The 14,994-nt window shown below is 34.4% G+C and carries 13 protein-coding genes, 1 other RNA gene and 1 pseudogene; 9 read left to right on the forward strand and 6 right to left on the reverse strand.

What is annotated here, in order from left to right; translation table 11 throughout:
• The first annotated feature begins 63 nt into the window (after window positions 1-63).
• Both recN and bamE read left to right on the forward strand, forming a co-directional pair.
• The gene (gene recN / locus F1325_RS13145; RefSeq protein ID WP_109370994.1) at window positions 64-1,725 is read left to right on the forward strand and encodes a DNA repair protein RecN; all 1,662 of its coding nucleotides are present in this window, start codon (window positions 64-66) and stop codon (window positions 1,723-1,725) included.
• Between the two features lie 113 nt (window positions 1,726-1,838).
• Window positions 1,839-2,201 (forward strand): outer membrane protein assembly factor BamE, encoded by a 363-nt coding sequence (gene bamE / locus F1325_RS13150; protein WP_160230559.1) that lies wholly within the window; start codon window positions 1,839-1,841, stop codon window positions 2,199-2,201.
• Window positions 2,202-2,407: 206 nt separating this feature from the next.
• On the opposite strand, the gene F1325_RS13155 is transcribed toward bamE, so the two are convergent.
• Entirely contained in the window at window positions 2,408-2,704 is a 297-nt protein-coding gene (locus tag F1325_RS13155) for an RnfH family protein (RefSeq protein WP_406588818.1), read from the reverse strand.
• The gene (locus tag F1325_RS13160; protein ID WP_006533588.1) at window positions 2,694-3,128 is read right to left on the reverse strand and encodes an SRPBCC family protein; all 435 of its coding nucleotides are present in this window, start codon (window positions 3,126-3,128) and stop codon (window positions 2,694-2,696) included. The genes F1325_RS13155 and F1325_RS13160 overlap by 11 nt, the downstream gene beginning before the upstream one ends.
• A 155-nt stretch (window positions 3,129-3,283) precedes the next feature.
• On the opposite strand from F1325_RS13160, the gene smpB reads away from it, so the two are divergent.
• The 7 genes from smpB (at window position 3,284) to F1325_RS13195 (ending at window position 9,747) form a co-directional block, all read left to right on the forward strand.
• On the forward strand, window positions 3,284-3,766 hold the full coding sequence (gene smpB / locus F1325_RS13165; RefSeq protein WP_109370996.1) for an SsrA-binding protein SmpB: 483 nt from the start codon (window positions 3,284-3,286) through the stop codon (window positions 3,764-3,766).
• 59 nt (window positions 3,767-3,825) lie between these two features.
• Window positions 3,826-4,192: a transfer-messenger RNA gene (ssrA, locus tag F1325_RS13170) on the forward strand.
• A 214-nt stretch (window positions 4,193-4,406) separates the two neighbouring features.
• Window positions 4,407-5,617, forward strand: a protein-coding gene (locus F1325_RS13175) for an IS3 family transposase (RefSeq protein WP_160229872.1) whose coding sequence is annotated in 2 segments (ribosomal slippage) — window positions 4,407-4,749 and window positions 4,749-5,617 — 1,212 coding nt in all. Because the reading frame shifts where the segments join, the coding sequence is not laid out codon by codon here.
• 374 nt (window positions 5,618-5,991) lie between these two features.
• Window positions 5,992-6,684: a response regulator transcription factor HprR gene (gene hprR, locus F1325_RS13180; RefSeq protein ID WP_099074890.1), complete on the forward strand. Its 693-nt coding sequence runs from the start codon at window positions 5,992-5,994 to the stop codon at window positions 6,682-6,684.
• Window positions 6,659-8,017 carry a heavy metal sensor histidine kinase gene (locus F1325_RS13185; RefSeq protein ID WP_160230560.1) on the forward strand — a complete coding sequence of 453 codons (1,359 nt, stop codon included), beginning with the start codon at window positions 6,659-6,661 and terminating at the stop codon, window positions 8,015-8,017. Before hprR ends, F1325_RS13185 begins: the two co-directional genes overlap by 26 nt.
• Window positions 8,018-8,125: 108 nt before the next feature.
• The gene (gene msrP, locus F1325_RS13190; protein ID WP_160230561.1) at window positions 8,126-9,136 is read left to right on the forward strand and encodes a protein-methionine-sulfoxide reductase catalytic subunit MsrP; all 1,011 of its coding nucleotides are present in this window, start codon (window positions 8,126-8,128) and stop codon (window positions 9,134-9,136) included.
• Entirely contained in the window at window positions 9,136-9,747 is a 612-nt protein-coding gene (locus F1325_RS13195; RefSeq protein WP_160230562.1) for a protein-methionine-sulfoxide reductase heme-binding subunit MsrQ, read from the forward strand. The genes msrP and F1325_RS13195 overlap by 1 nt, the downstream gene beginning before the upstream one ends.
• Before the next feature lie 113 nt (window positions 9,748-9,860).
• Here the strand turns inward: F1325_RS13195 and F1325_RS13200 are convergent, their stop codons facing one another.
• The 4 genes and pseudogenes from F1325_RS13200 to F1325_RS13210 all read right to left on the reverse strand — a co-directional run bounded on the left by F1325_RS13200 (window position 9,861) and on the right by F1325_RS13210 (window position 14,668).
• The gene (locus tag F1325_RS13200; protein ID WP_109371000.1) at window positions 9,861-12,098 is read right to left on the reverse strand and encodes a TonB-dependent hemoglobin/transferrin/lactoferrin family receptor; all 2,238 of its coding nucleotides are present in this window, start codon (window positions 12,096-12,098) and stop codon (window positions 9,861-9,863) included.
• 174 nt (window positions 12,099-12,272) lie between these two features.
• Window positions 12,273-12,362 (reverse strand): annotated as a pseudogene (locus F1325_RS19405) (hypothetical protein); the annotation flags it as partial.
• A 769-nt stretch (window positions 12,363-13,131) separates the two neighbouring features.
• Window positions 13,132-14,019 carry a PhzF family phenazine biosynthesis protein gene (locus F1325_RS13205; RefSeq protein ID WP_160230563.1) on the reverse strand — a complete coding sequence of 296 codons (888 nt, stop codon included), beginning with the start codon at window positions 14,017-14,019 and terminating at the stop codon, window positions 13,132-13,134.
• A 67-nt stretch (window positions 14,020-14,086) separates the two neighbouring features.
• Window positions 14,087-14,668 (reverse strand): histidine phosphatase family protein, encoded by a 582-nt coding sequence (locus F1325_RS13210; RefSeq protein WP_109371002.1) that lies wholly within the window; start codon window positions 14,666-14,668, stop codon window positions 14,087-14,089.
• Window positions 14,669-14,994 lie beyond the last annotated feature (326 nt).

Consider the following 14,994-nt stretch of genomic DNA (forward strand, 5'->3'; position numbering starts at 1 on the left):
TATAAAAAACCAGTTTATACTGTATGTAATTACAGATATGTTTTTATACACAGGAGAGGCACTATGCTGACTCAATTAACCATTAGTCATTTTGCCATAGTCCGTGAACTTGAAATCGATTTTTCTGGTGGCATGACCACCATTACAGGCGAAACTGGCGCAGGTAAGTCTATTGCAATTGATGCACTAGGTTTATGTTTAGGTAACCGTGGTGATGCCAATATGGTGCGCCCAGGTGCAACTAGAGCCGATTTATGTGCACGATTCTCACTCTCTGACACGCCATCAGCACAACGTTGGCTTGAAGAACATCATCTTGATGATCATAACGAATGCCTATTAAGAAGAACTATCTCTGCTGATGGGCGTTCTCGTGGTTTTATCAACGGCACTTCCGTACCACTTTCACAATTAAGAGAGCTTGGTTCTTTACTTATCCAGATCCATGGACAACATGCTCACCAACAACTTCTAGAGCCTCGTTATCAAAAACAACTGCTTGATATCTATGCCCATGAACCGGCTTTATTAAAAAGCATGAAGTCGGCTTATCAAACATGGCATCAAAGTTGCCAAACTTTAGCCGCTTTTCAACAACTCTCTTTAGAACGAGAAGCTAGGCAGCAACTGGTTGATTACCATTTAAAAGAACTCAATGAGTTTCAGCCAGTACAAGGTGAATACCCAGAATTAGATCAAGAATATAAACGTCTTTCTAACTGCGGGCAATTTTTGACTTTAAGCCAAAATAGCTTACAAATTTTAAGCGATAACGAAGAGCAAAATATTTTAAGTATGCTCAATGTGGCTAAACATGAAATTGCTGAACTGACCTCTATGGAAAGTCAGTTCAATTCACTACTAGAAATGTTAGAAGAAGCAACGATTCAAATTAGTGAAGTGAGTGATGAACTTCGTCATTATAGCGATCGCCTAGAGATGGACCCTAATCGCTTATTTGAAGTAGAAAAACGCATGTCTAAGTACATCAGTTTGTCACGCAAACATCGTGTCGCACCTGAAGAATTATACGATCTTCATCAGCAATTAATTGAAGAAAAAAATGCCCTACTTCGTCAAAATGATGATTGTGATGCGTTAATCGAACAAGTTAAAGCTGACCATTTAATTGCATTAGATGTCGCAAAACAGTTACATCAGGTTCGCCAGCAGTATGCGAATGAATTAAGCCAGCTTATCACCAACAGTATGCATCAATTATCAATGCCTCATGGCTATTTTACTGTTGATACTCATTTTGATGATAGCTCACTGCAAATCGATGGTGCCACAAAAGTTGAATTTAATGTCACTACAAACCCAGGACAACCGCATCAAGCCCTTTCTAAAGTTGCTTCTGGTGGTGAATTATCGCGTATTGCACTTGCAATCCAAGTGATCACGGCGAAGAAAATGGATACACCTGCTCTTATTTTCGATGAAGTCGATGTAGGTATCAGTGGCCCAACAGCAGCTATTGTGGGTAAATTATTACGCGAATTGGGTGAATCAACTCAAGTAATGTGTGTCACTCACTTACCTCAAGTCGCGGGTTGTGGTCATCAACACTATTTTGTCAATAAAGAGACAAATGGTGAAGAAACTGAAACAACCATGAAACTACTATCGAAAAAAGAACGTCTACAAGAGCTCGCTCGTTTGTTAGCAGGCAGTGAAGTCACTAAAAATACCTTAGCAAATGCGAAAGATTTGTTGGCTGCATAACGATTAACAAACTTTTATTGATATTTAGGGTCATAGGCAGAGTGTGAAAGGTTTTCAATTGCTGCGTTGTCGATTATCATCGTCACTATGACCCTAAAAGGAATGTAATAACCATGCGTTTTAAACTGTTAAAAGTTGCCGCCTTATCTTTAGTCGTAATGACTTCAGGTTGCTCTATGTTCGAGAGACTGGTTTATCACCCAGATATCAATCAGGGAAATTATTTAACGCCAGCCGAAGTCGCAAAAGTTCAGCAAGGAATGACACAGCAGCAAGTTCAATTTGCCCTTGGTACGCCAATGCTAAAAGATCCTTTCGGAAGCCAGACTTGGTATTATGTTTTCCGTGAAAAGCCTGGTCATCAGAAAGTACGTCAAGAGACTCTTACCCTGACTTTTGATAGCAATGGCATACTGACTAAGATTGATAAACAAGGCAATATGCCTAACTTCTCAGCACCTACAACAAAATCGTAATGCGATTACAGTGCTAAGAAAGCTTAGTTTTGTATAAGATTGGCAAAAGTGAATTGCACCCCATACGTTAGATTTGACGTTGGGGTGTGTTTTTATAAAGAGAAATTGCTTTATAACAGTGTTGTCTTTTATTATATCTGTCTGTAATCAAACAGCCTATCAATGCAATATATGATGCTCCCCCCTATTGGGCAAAAAGCATAATATTAATCCGCTTTTTGTCGTGCTTTCTCAGCACGTTTACGACGCATTTCTTTAGGATCGGCAATTAAAGGTCGATAAATTTCAATTCTATCACCGTCTCGCACATTATCGCTTAACTTTGCTGGTCGACTATAAATACCCACTTTATTCTTAGTCAAATCAATATCATTACAAATCGTTAAGATATTTGAAGCAATAATGGCTTGTTCAACAGTATCCCCTAATGTTAGTTCCACAGGGATAAGATACTGTTTGTCAGGTAACGCATAGGTTACCTCTACCCATATTTTAGTCACGATAGATCTCTTTCGCTCTGTGAGTAAACGCCTGCACCATATTGTTCGTTAAATCCTTAAAAATACGACCAAAGGCTAACTCAATTAATTTATTGGTGAACTCAAAGTCTAGCTGAAACTCTATCTTACACGCATTATCATCAAGTGCGGTAAACACCCATCCCCCAGTTAATTTACGAAAGGGACCATCAACAAGACGCATATCCACACGTTCATTTGTCTTTAAAAAATTATGGGTAGTAAATGTTTTACTGATCCCCGCTTTAGAGACATTTATTGATGCAATCATTTCTTCTGGTGTGCTTTTGATCAGTTTACTTCCAACGCATCCTGGTAGAAAATCAGGATAAGTAAGAACATCATTAACCAGTTTAAACATTTGCTCTGTACTAAAAGGGACAAGAGCAGATCGACTAATCTGAGGCATAGTTATTCCTGTACGACAACACTGTGCGGATCATATCATTGAACAGTGACTAATTAAAAATCTAATGGAATATAGCTTAAGTTTTATGCAATTGAAAAGAAAACAGTCGGTTAAATGATTTCTTTCTATTGCTCATACAGTATAATGTGGACATTATGACAAAGAAAAAATCACACAAACCTGGTTCTGCGACCATTGCGTTAAACAAACGCGCTCGCCATGAATATTTCATCGAAGATGAGATAGAAGCGGGCTTGGCGCTCCAAGGCTGGGAAGTTAAATCACTGCGAGCCGGTAAAGCAAACATCAGTGATAGCTATGTTATCATGCGTGATGGCGAAGCTTATCTTTTTGGTGCAACGATTACGCCTTTAAATGTTGCATCAAGCCATGTCGTTTGTGATCCGACACGTACCCGTAAACTATTATTAAAACAGCGTGAACTTGATAACCTTTATGGTCAAATCAACCGTGATGGTTATACCGTTGTTGCACTTTCTCTTTATTGGAAAAACGCTTGGTGCAAAATCAAAATTGGCGTTGCAAAAGGTAAAAAAGATCACGATAAACGTGAAACCATTAAAGATCGTGAGTGGAAATTAGACAAAGCACGTATTATGAAAAATGCTAACCGCTAAATTGCGTTAAGTACTAGCAATGACAAGTATTTTTCTGATATACTCGCTGTCAACAACTTGGGGCTGATTCTGGATTCGACGGGATTTGCGAAACCCAAGGTGCATGCCGAGGGGCGGTTGGCCTCGTAAAAAGCCGCAAAAAAGATAGTCGCAAACGACAATCAATATAAAGCACTAGCAGCTTAATAACCTGCTTTGAGCCCTCTCTCCCTAGCTTCCGCTCTTAAGACGGGGATAAAGAGAGGTCAAACCCAAAAGAGATCGCGTGGATGCCTAGCTTGGGGTTGAAGCGTTAAACTTAATCAAGCTAGCTTATTCATGGCGCGTCTGTCCGCAGTGGGTAAGTAAAATTAAAGATAGACTAAGCATGTAGTACCGAGGATGTAGAAATTTCGGACGCGGGTTCAACTCCCGCCAGCTCCACCAAATTTGGTGGGTCAGTGATAGGACAACGGCTTCAAAAACAAGAAGTTAGCGAAATCGACAAGACTACACACTGACAATAAAAAGACTTTAAAGTGCACGCCCAATGCACGTGCATTTTAAAGTTTAGAAAAGCTCACTTCGGTGGGCTTTTTTAGTTTCAATGACCCGTCCTGAATAAGGTTGACACTTTTCCAATCTGAAATTGGAGAGTGTAATGAAACCAATCACTAAACGAACTCAACGCGATTATTCTCTCGCTTTTAAATTACAGCTTGTTGACCAAGTTGAAAAAGGCGAAATAACCTATAAACAAGCCCAAGATCGCTATGGTATACAAGGATGCTCTACTGTTTTAGTTTGGCTTCGTAAGCATGGTAGGTTAGATTGGTCAAACGGTACCCCTGATACTTTTTATAGAGGTTCAGCTATGACCCAATCTTCTGAACAACAAACGCCGGAACAACGCATTAAGATCCTTGAAAAGGAACTTGAAGAGGCTCGGCTTAAATCCGATTTCTTCGAAGCAGTGGTTAAAGTCATGGATAGAGACTTTGGAGTTCGTTTGTCAAAAAAGCGCAAAGCCGAGTTATTAAAGAAAAAACGGTTAAAAACCTCACCGTAACAATTGCTTGCCGTTTTATGCAGATCAGCCGACAGGCTTATTACAAGAGACTGGATAGAACTGAGGAACGAAAGAAAGCCGATTCGGCCATCATTGATGCTGTTAAATCTGAACGAGTCTTACAACCTCGACTGGGTGGGCGTAAATTACATTTTATTTTAAAGCAAAAACAGATGGTTATTGGTCGTGATCGGCTATTTTCTTTATTGAAGGAACATCAGTTACTGGTGCCTAATAAACGGGCTTATCATCGAACAACCTTAAGCCATCATCGTTTTTATCGGCATCCAAATTTAATTAAGTCAGGGTTTATCCCCACACAACCAGAACAGCTTTGGGTAGCAGATATTACCTATTTATCGACGCATGAAGGTGATACTTATTTAAGTTTAATTACGGATGCGTATTCACGAAAAATCGTGGGATATCATTTAGATAACAATATGAAAACAAGTTCAGTGAAGAAATCGTTGGTTCAGGCGTTAAAAAAACGGACTTCGACAACTTCGTTAATCCATCATTCAGATCGAGGAATACAGTATTGTTCTTCAGAATATCAGGAGATACATAAAGAGCATAATATTCAATGCTCTATGACTGATGGGTATGATTGTTATCAAAATGCCTTAGCAGAACGAATTAATGGAATATTAAAAATGGAGTATCTACTGATAAAACCGAGTAATCTGGAACAAGCAAGAAAATTAGTAGAAGAATCAATCCAACTCTATAATGAAAAACGGCCACACTTATCGTTAAACTATAAAACGCCCGATGAAGTACATCGAGCGTTTTATGCCTGAAAAGTTGTCAACCTATATCAGGACTAGTCACAATGACCAAGCAAATACATTCTTCCTCTTCAACTTTTATAGCATATTCATCATAAATTATTGCTAAACCCTAGCCGCATACATATAAGTTTTACAATTTTTTCTTAAGAATGAAAATACAAAAACGAGTGAATCTACTGTCATAAAAAATTTCTGGAATAAAATTAGTTACTTACTCTTTTACATAAAAGCTATTTAATAACAATGTTATGAGTCTCTAAAATCTATTATTACAAGGTCATTTTTAGTAAAAACTATCATATTTAATTAGCTCTATTAATCCTATATATGACTGGTTTAAAATAATACAAAATACCTATTCTAAAGAGTTTAAGAGGATCATAATGAAAATACTCTTAATTGAAGATCACGAAAAAACAGCCAATTGGGTTAAAAAAGGGCTAGAAGAAGCTGGATATACTATTGATATTACGAATGATGGTCGTGATGGCCTCTATTTAGCATTAGAAAATGATTACAAATTGATTATTCTTGATATCATGCTTCCCGGAATGAACGGTTGGAATATTTTAAAAATATTACGCACATCAAAGTCAGTCCCTGTGATTTGTTTAACAGCAAGGGATGCTATAGATGACCGAGTTAAAGGATTAGAATTAGGTGCAAACGATTATTTAGTAAAACCTTTCTCATTTTCAGAATTATTGGCAAGGGTCAAAAATCAATTAAGAGTTCAAAAAAATATTTCAACAATTATTGAAATTGCTGACTTAAAAATCAATTTATCTCGTCATGAAGTGGAGCGTAATAATATACAGATCCCAATGACTCGCCAAGAATATTCTTTATTACTTTTTTTTGCTTTACATATTAATGAAATATTACCAAGGACATTAATTGCAAGCGAGATTTGGGGAATTAACTTTGATAGTGATACTAATATTGTAGATGTTGCTATCCGTCGTTTACGAAAAAAAATTGATGATGGATTTGAAATCAAATTAATCGAAACGGTTAGAGGAATGGGATATAGGTTAAATGGAGTCAATAATGAAAACAAAATCACTGAGATTTAAAATTATCTTTTTATTTATCATATTGATGATTGCAAATGCAGGTTTTATGTCTTTAACGCTTTATCAATCGCTTAAAAATGAATTAATATCTCGTGATAATAACTTACTTGTAAATCGTGCAGACCAATTAGTAAAGTTAATTAATAGTGGAATTGATATCAAAACATTACCTATCTATTTTCAACGTATGATGGATATGCAACAAGATATTATTTATATTACGGATGCTAATAATAAAATTTTAGTTGATACTAATTCAGATATTTTATTTGCAGATCATCTAAAAACCACTGATACAAAGAATATAGATTTAAACATGATTACCTCCTGGGAAACAGAATCAGGTGTTCCTGTTTCGGCTATTAACTTTACAATAGAATCACCAATAGGCGTATTAAATGTAGTGATCGCCAAAGCATCCTTTGTGCGCATCAGTATGCTAAGCGAATATTTAAGTAAAATATTGATTATCTCATTAGCTTCTATTTTATTTATGGGAATATTAAGTTTTTGGTTAATTAAACATGGATTGAGAGATATCCGTTTTCTTAGCCAAATTACGGCTAAAACAGACAGACATACTCTTAGCCAAACCATAAATATCTCACAACTTCCCAATGAACTGAAAAGTTTAGGTGACTCATTAAATATAATGAGAAAAAGGTTAAAAAATGATTTTGTAAAGCTAACTCAATTAGCCGATGACTTGGCTCATGAACTCAGAACACCCATTAACGCTATAAAAGTTCAAAATGAAATTATGTTACAACGCTCTCGTAGCGTAGAAGAATATGAATCAATTATTATTAGTAATATTGAAGAACTGGATAAACTTGCAAAAATAATTGAAAATATTTTATTTATCGCTCGTGCTGAAAATAAAAATATCATTTTAAATAGAGAAAGCTTGGATTTATCGGATCTAATTGATGAAATTTATAACCTATTTTCATTTTATGCAGAAGAAAAACAGATTACCTTATTAAAAGAGCCTACAACATTAACAGTTAGTGCAGATCACTTACTTTTTACTCGCATATTAATGAACCTCATATCAAATGCAATTAAATATTCTCCCGCTAATACACAAGTCGTCACTCAATGTAAAAAAGAAAAAAATCAGTTACTGATTTGTATCAGTAATATTGGTGATGAATTGAATCAACATGAACAAATATTTACTCGTTTTTGGCGTGGTGATAATGCAAGAACAACAGATGGAAATGGCTTAGGCTTATCAATTGTACAAGCGATTATGACATTACATGAGGGTAAAGTCAGTTACGAGCGTATTGGAAAACATAATGTATTTATTTTAACCTTTCCATGCTAATTACGCGATATGACAAAATTGTCATCTTTTTGTCAGCTTTTTTATAAAACATCTCTGCATAATTAATTTATCAATCAAATATCTTCTTAATTATGTAGAGGTAACATCATGAAAAAAAACAGGAAAAACAACCTATCAGAAATTACACCTGAATCTGTTTTTATGATGAAACGACGTAATTTACTAAAATTATTAGGCATCGGCGCTGCTGGAATAGCGGTTTCATCCACTGCAAAAGCCGATTTATTTTCATGGCTTACTGAAGATAACAAACCAACAACACCAAAATCATCCCGTAAAGAATTACAATTTATTCAACCTGAAGAATATCAATCTTCATTACAATTAACTCATGAAGATAAAGTAATCGGATATAACAATTTCTATGAATTTGGCCTTAATAAATCCGATCCTGCTAAGTATGCACACACAATGAAAACAGAAGAATGGACATTAACTATTGATGGTGAAGTTAATCGCCCACTTACTTTAAACTTAGACGATATTAATCATAAATTTCAATTAGAAGAACGTATCTATCGTATGCGTTGTGTTGAAGCATGGTCGATGGTCATTCCCTGGGTCGGTTTTCCATTAGCGAGCTTACTTTCTTTAGTTGAACCCAATAGTCGTGCAAAATATGTTGCCTTTGAAACGCGTTATGCACCACAGGAGATGCGCGGACAAGATAGTCGCTTCATTGGCGGCGGTTTGCAATACCCGTATATCGAGGGATTAAGACTCGATGAAGCGATGAATCCACTCACATTATTGGCGACAGGGGTATATGGAAAATCCTTGCCAAACCAAAATGGTGCACCTATTCGCCTTGTTGTTCCGTGGAAATATGGATTTAAGGGGATCAAATCCATTGTCAAAATTCGTTTAACTGAGTCAATCCCACCAACAACGTGGAATCTTTCAGCACCGCATGAATATGGTTTTTATGCAAATGTTAATCCAGATGTTAGCCATCCTCGTTGGTCACAAGCAACAGAACGCTTTATAGGCACAGGTGGATTAGGTCAAGTTACAAGACAACCAACATTATTGTTCAATGGCTATGGCGACCAAGTCGCACATTTATATAAAGATTTAGATTTGCGGAGAAATTTTTAATGCAACCAATATATGGAATAAAAGTTAAGTTATTAAAAACCATATTCCATCTTATTGGTTTATTGGCTTTCACTTGGCTTATTTATACAATTTATACGCAAAATTTCAGCGCAGATCCTTCAAAAGATATTCAGCATTTTACTGGAATTACAACGTTACGTTTATTAATTATATTAGCTCTGATCCCTATGGTTGCCTTTTACTTAAAATTAAACACATTATTTCAAGTAAGAAAACTATTAGGATTATGGTGTTTTTTTTGGGCTAATTTACATTTAGCAAGTTATCTGCTACTTGAAATAGGTTGGGAAAATATTACTTTCTTTTTTAGCGAAGTTTTTTCCCGTATTTATCTTATTATAGGCGCTTTATGTTGGATAATTTTATTATTGATGGCTATAAGTTCATTTGATTGGTTAAAAAATAAATTTAATCAAGAATGGAAAAGAATACATAATCTTTTTTATCCACTCTTATTATTAGTCTGTATTCATTATTTTTTATCATTAAAATCGCCAACACCAGAGCCTATTATTTATCTAATTATTATTGGATTAACTTACCTTTTTCGCTTTTGGCAACAGAAAAAAAACAAATCAACTAATATATAAAATAGCCTACCCACCAATTTAATTCTAATATTATATAAATGATCTTGTTAAAGCCTCATTTAAGAGGCTTTAACAAATTGTAATAAACTAAATAGTTGCCTATCAATTCAGTATTAGAAATACAATGATATATCCATAGAAAAATTACGCCCAGGAGCAGTAAAACGTTGTAAACCAAGACGATCACGATCTATTTGATTTGTTGTACCAAATTCTGGCAGACTTCTTAATGCATCCCAAGTACTATATTTTCTATTAAATAAATTAAAAACCCCAGCACGTAATACAATATTTTTATTTACATTATAGTAAGCTGTTGTGTCAAATATAGTATAAGAATCACTAAGATATGGCCATTCACGACCATTCCGTATTGCTTGATTACCTTCTTTTCGTGCTGAATAAGTCATAAATATCCCTGCACCATATTTTTTATCCGCATTATCATAAGATAAGGAAGAAACCCATTTAAAAGGTTGTACAGAAAGTAATGAATCTCCAGAAGCATCTTTTCCGCGTGTATAATTAAATGTATTACGCAATATATATGTATTATCTAAGCCGAATATTTTAGAAAGCCGAATTTCATTCGTTAGCTCAAAACCATAAACGTATGCTGAGGCAACATTACTATATTGAAGATGATTTTGTGGTAATGTTGGCTTATTCCAATAACTATCGCCCATATTAGGATCATACCACGGATTAGGAACTTGTTTTTCGCTCTGCTTAAGATCAATAAAGTTATTGTATTTAGTATAATATACATTTACTTTATTAAATAATTTATCATTATTATAACTTAATGATATTTCATTACTTAATCCTTTTTCTTGCTTTAAATTAGGGTTAGGCTCTAAGCGATTACGAGCATCATTACCTCCATAATCAAAATAAAGCTCTTGAGCTGTTGGAATACGAAAACCCTGCCCAATTTTATATTGGAAAGTATAATTTGGTGTTATGTTATAACTGGTTGATAATGCCAAAGATAAAGCCTGATAATGATTATCAGTGAGATCGCTATCTTTCGCTAAAGATAATTTAGCATTATCTGTATGATGAGAAACATTATCATATCTACTGCCTAAAACTACATTTAATTTGTCATCAAACATTTTTATTTCATCAACAAAAGCAATACTAATATCTTGAGTATATACAGGTCTGATGATGCTATAATTAGATTGATAAGGAACTTTAGGCTTTCCTAGATATTTAGTATCTATATTTTTATTGTTAATTGTTTTTGTAGAATATGAAGTTCGTAGTGCTAATGAGTGCGTTGTATTAAATAAAGATAATGGCATTAATACTATTTCATTATTAATAAACCTACCATATTGAATGATATTCCTACTATTTTCTTCAAAAATATCATAATAATGACCATTATAATGTTCATCAAACGTAGAGCTAAATGCTTTTTGTTCTATTTTTTGCCAATTAAAGCTTGTCGTCATACTGTCAATATATCTTTCTGGAGTCCACGTATCAGAGAGTGTATATCTAATTCTTTTTGATAAATCATCACCAGTACGATAATAGGAAGAAAATAAGTACCAAGATTTTTCATCTGTATATGTTTTACCCTCACTGTATTCAAAAGTAGCACCTATTTTATGGTTTTGAATACCTAATAGATTAATTTTTGATAGTAAAGAATGACGCGTTTTTTCTTGAGGATCTGGTGTTCCCCTAGCAGAACCGAATATATCATTTTCATGTTTATAATTATTAGTTTCATGCCCATTACGATAAACATATAAGAGCATCCCTTCTACATCTTGTTGGGAAGTTGCAATACCTATCGTTTGCATTTTTTCATTATTTTTAGAAGTATAAACACTACGAGAAACAAATCCCCAATTACCTTCACTAATCAAATCAGCAGGATCTTTAGTAACGTATTTTACAGCCCCTCCTAATGCTCCACTACCTGAAAATATAGAATCAGCACCCTTAGATATAATTACAGACTTTAAATGTTCTGTTTCGATATCATTCATACTTCCATTAAAATAACCATAACCTTTATAAATGGTATTATCGAAGGTTTCTGCTTGAGGGATATCATCAACCTGTATAGCAACACGATCTTTATCAACACCTCTTATTGCATATCCATTATTACCAAAACGTCCTTCGGATGAGACACCGACACCAGGAAGATGGCGAACAATATCTTCCATGCTAAATATTAAATTTTTTTCCAATTGTTCTGAATTTAATGTTTTTTCATTAATTTTTTCTTCTTTTTTTTCAATCACATAAAGAACATCTTCAGATATAGCTTTATTATTAAAAAAAACTATCGAGGTAACAACTAGATAGAGTAACGTTTTTTTCATAAACACTCCTTAATTAAGGTATTGAATGATAATTATAATCATTATCATTCAATTCAATAAAAGGAATTGTAATACAATTGAAAATTTAGTTGTTTTATCTAATTAATAACAAATTAATTATATTTATGTTTACATATATTAATTTAAATGCATTCTTTAAGAATAAAAAAACACAAAATCATAAGCTGCAGTCTTAACCTCAATTGCCTCTTCCATACCTTTAATAATTAAATCAGCTAATTCACTCCACCTCATATGGCGTAGCCATTATATATCGCCATTACTTTTAACTATCTGTTTATGTTGTTTTATGAAAATCACTGGTAAGCCTATTACAAACGTCAAGATATGTCTGATAAACGGGCTTATCATCGAACAACACTCTATCACCATCATTGAAACCATCAATCTCATTACTTGCGAAAAGGAGAGAACTGGTAATCAACAATATATACCCCCATAGCCCCTGTTTTTACTGTTACCCATACTGTTCCTTGGTTTTCGATTTTGAATTGCTAATACAAAGTAATTTCCACCGTTCTGTAGAAATTTTTTTATCCATATACCGTAGTCACATCGGCCAAATTGGTTAGTGCTAAAGCCCGGTGATGTGATCTCATATTCAGTTTGAATATCAAAATACCCACAATGATATTTCTTTATGGCAGAAAAATAGGTACTGCAAAGGTAATGTAACGACATCTAAAGCTAATGTCACAGGAAGTAATACTCGGGCAATTTTTTCCCCAAACGAGTTTGATTTAGTATGATTAATTTAACACAACTCACCAAACTAGATTTACGTTGGAACAACTTCACCAAAGAACCATCAATAATAAACAAATTAAGAAATAATGGATGTATTGTTTTTATATAAAAATTAATTAATTATATATTTATTCTCGACTATAAAAATAATTTTCCAGTGGTTCTTCCTATTTTAGGATAGATACACTGGATTTATTTTATAGCTAGGATCAAATCGGATTTCAATTTTAAATAAGTTTTCGAAATTAAAAATCTTTTATTTTCTCTAAAGAGTAATAATCTTCGTGCCTATCATTGTCGCTTTTCCACCCACTCTAACTCGACTAATTGTATTTTCTGTTGAATCAATAATAACGTGAATAAGAGAGGAACATTGCATTGCACGCCCTTGCTCTAATAAAAAATGTGTTTGATGAGGGAAAACATGCTTAACAAGATAGCAGCCTAAAGCGCCACTAGAACTCCCTGTTGCAGACTCTTCATTGATGCCATATAAAGGCGCAAAGTTACGACAATGAGCAGTGATTTCTTTATCTTGGCTAAACTCAAAAACATGAAAACCAATAGTATTAAATTCACGACTTAAGTTTGCAATTGCTTCAAAATTAGGTTTTAGCGTATCTAATTTCCCAAATTGTACAGGGATCAAAATATCAGGTAGTCCCGTTGAAAATATCTCAATGGGTAAGCCTGTTTCTGAAATAGTTTCGCAATTTATTCCCAGTGCTGCAGCCACTGCATCGATATTTGGAGCTTGTCGTGAAACTGGCAGTGTTTGCTCCATAACGACATTTTCATCATCAATTGCGACGCTTAAAATACCTGCTTTCGTTTTTTGTGTGTAATGGCCAGAAGCCAATAAGTTGAGTGAAGATAAAGTAAAAAATACCGCTAATGTCGCATGACCACAAAAATCGACCTCTCCTTCAGGAGTAAAAAAATCAACTTTAAAATCAGTCTCTTCACCTTGATAAACAAAAGCTGTTTCAGAAAACCCAACTTCTTTCGCGATAGCAATTTTCTGCTCATCACTTAATTGAGGAGGGTTAAGTACCACGCCAGCAGGATTGCCACCTTTATTATTTCGAGTAAATGAGTTTACAAGGTGTACTTTGATCTCGTGCTCTACTGAGCGTATAGCTTCATTTTGCATATATTTCCCGCATTGCTTCGAATAGCATTAAATCTGTGTATAAAAATAGAGTGTTATAAAATACGCATTAATTAGGGCAAACTTCTGACACGCCATCTAGCCCTTGTTGTCTTTGTTCAAATACGACGCTTTTTTTATCCCCTTCTCGGATAATTTTTAAGATATAAATACTATCAAAATCACTACTTTTCCATTTAGGAATTAATTTAGGATCGCCTCCCTCTTGTTTCATAATATCTCGCGCAACCTTGGTTAAATTATCATGCTCCCATGCAATAAAAATAACCGAATTTTCATACTGTTGACTTAACAGTTCCTCACGTAATGCTTTTATCTCTTTAGCATGATATTGAAGATGAATAGGCAATGAGGTTTTAATAGCGATAGGTGAAATCGTTTGGAGTGAACGCAATGAATTCCCTAACTTACTCTGTTTAGGTGCCGCGGCGAATAATGCATCAGGTTTGCCAAATTGATTTATAAGCACGTCGGGTAGGGCTAATGCTCTATTTAACCCTTTACAGGTCAGTTGCCCACTATCATTATCAGGTTTTTCACCATGTCTTATAAAAACCAGTGTTTGATCGGAATACGCCATATGACTAAATCCTAAAATAAATACGCTCAAAAATATCAATACACTGCGCATACAGCGTTACCTTTAAGTCAATTGAGTATAAGAAATATGGGAAGTCAAAACACATCTAATATTAACCATAGACTCACCGAGTTTAAGCCACTCAGTCTATCATAGCCAAAAGTGTTTCAGCGGTGAGCAAGTTTTTGATAGCGCATATTTAACCATTTTTATACTCTGTTGATCTTTATTCTACCTTCTAAACACCCCAAAATTAATTAACAAAATTAAAATAGACCAAACAATTGTTAACAGAAAATAAAGAGTTTTTTAATTTTTTATTACTTTACATCCAAATTTATAAAGCTAAATGAAACTTAAATACTCAGCACATTTAG

The organism is Proteus columbae, assembly GCF_009914335.1.
Classification (GTDB): domain Bacteria; phylum Pseudomonadota; class Gammaproteobacteria; order Enterobacterales; family Enterobacteriaceae; genus Proteus.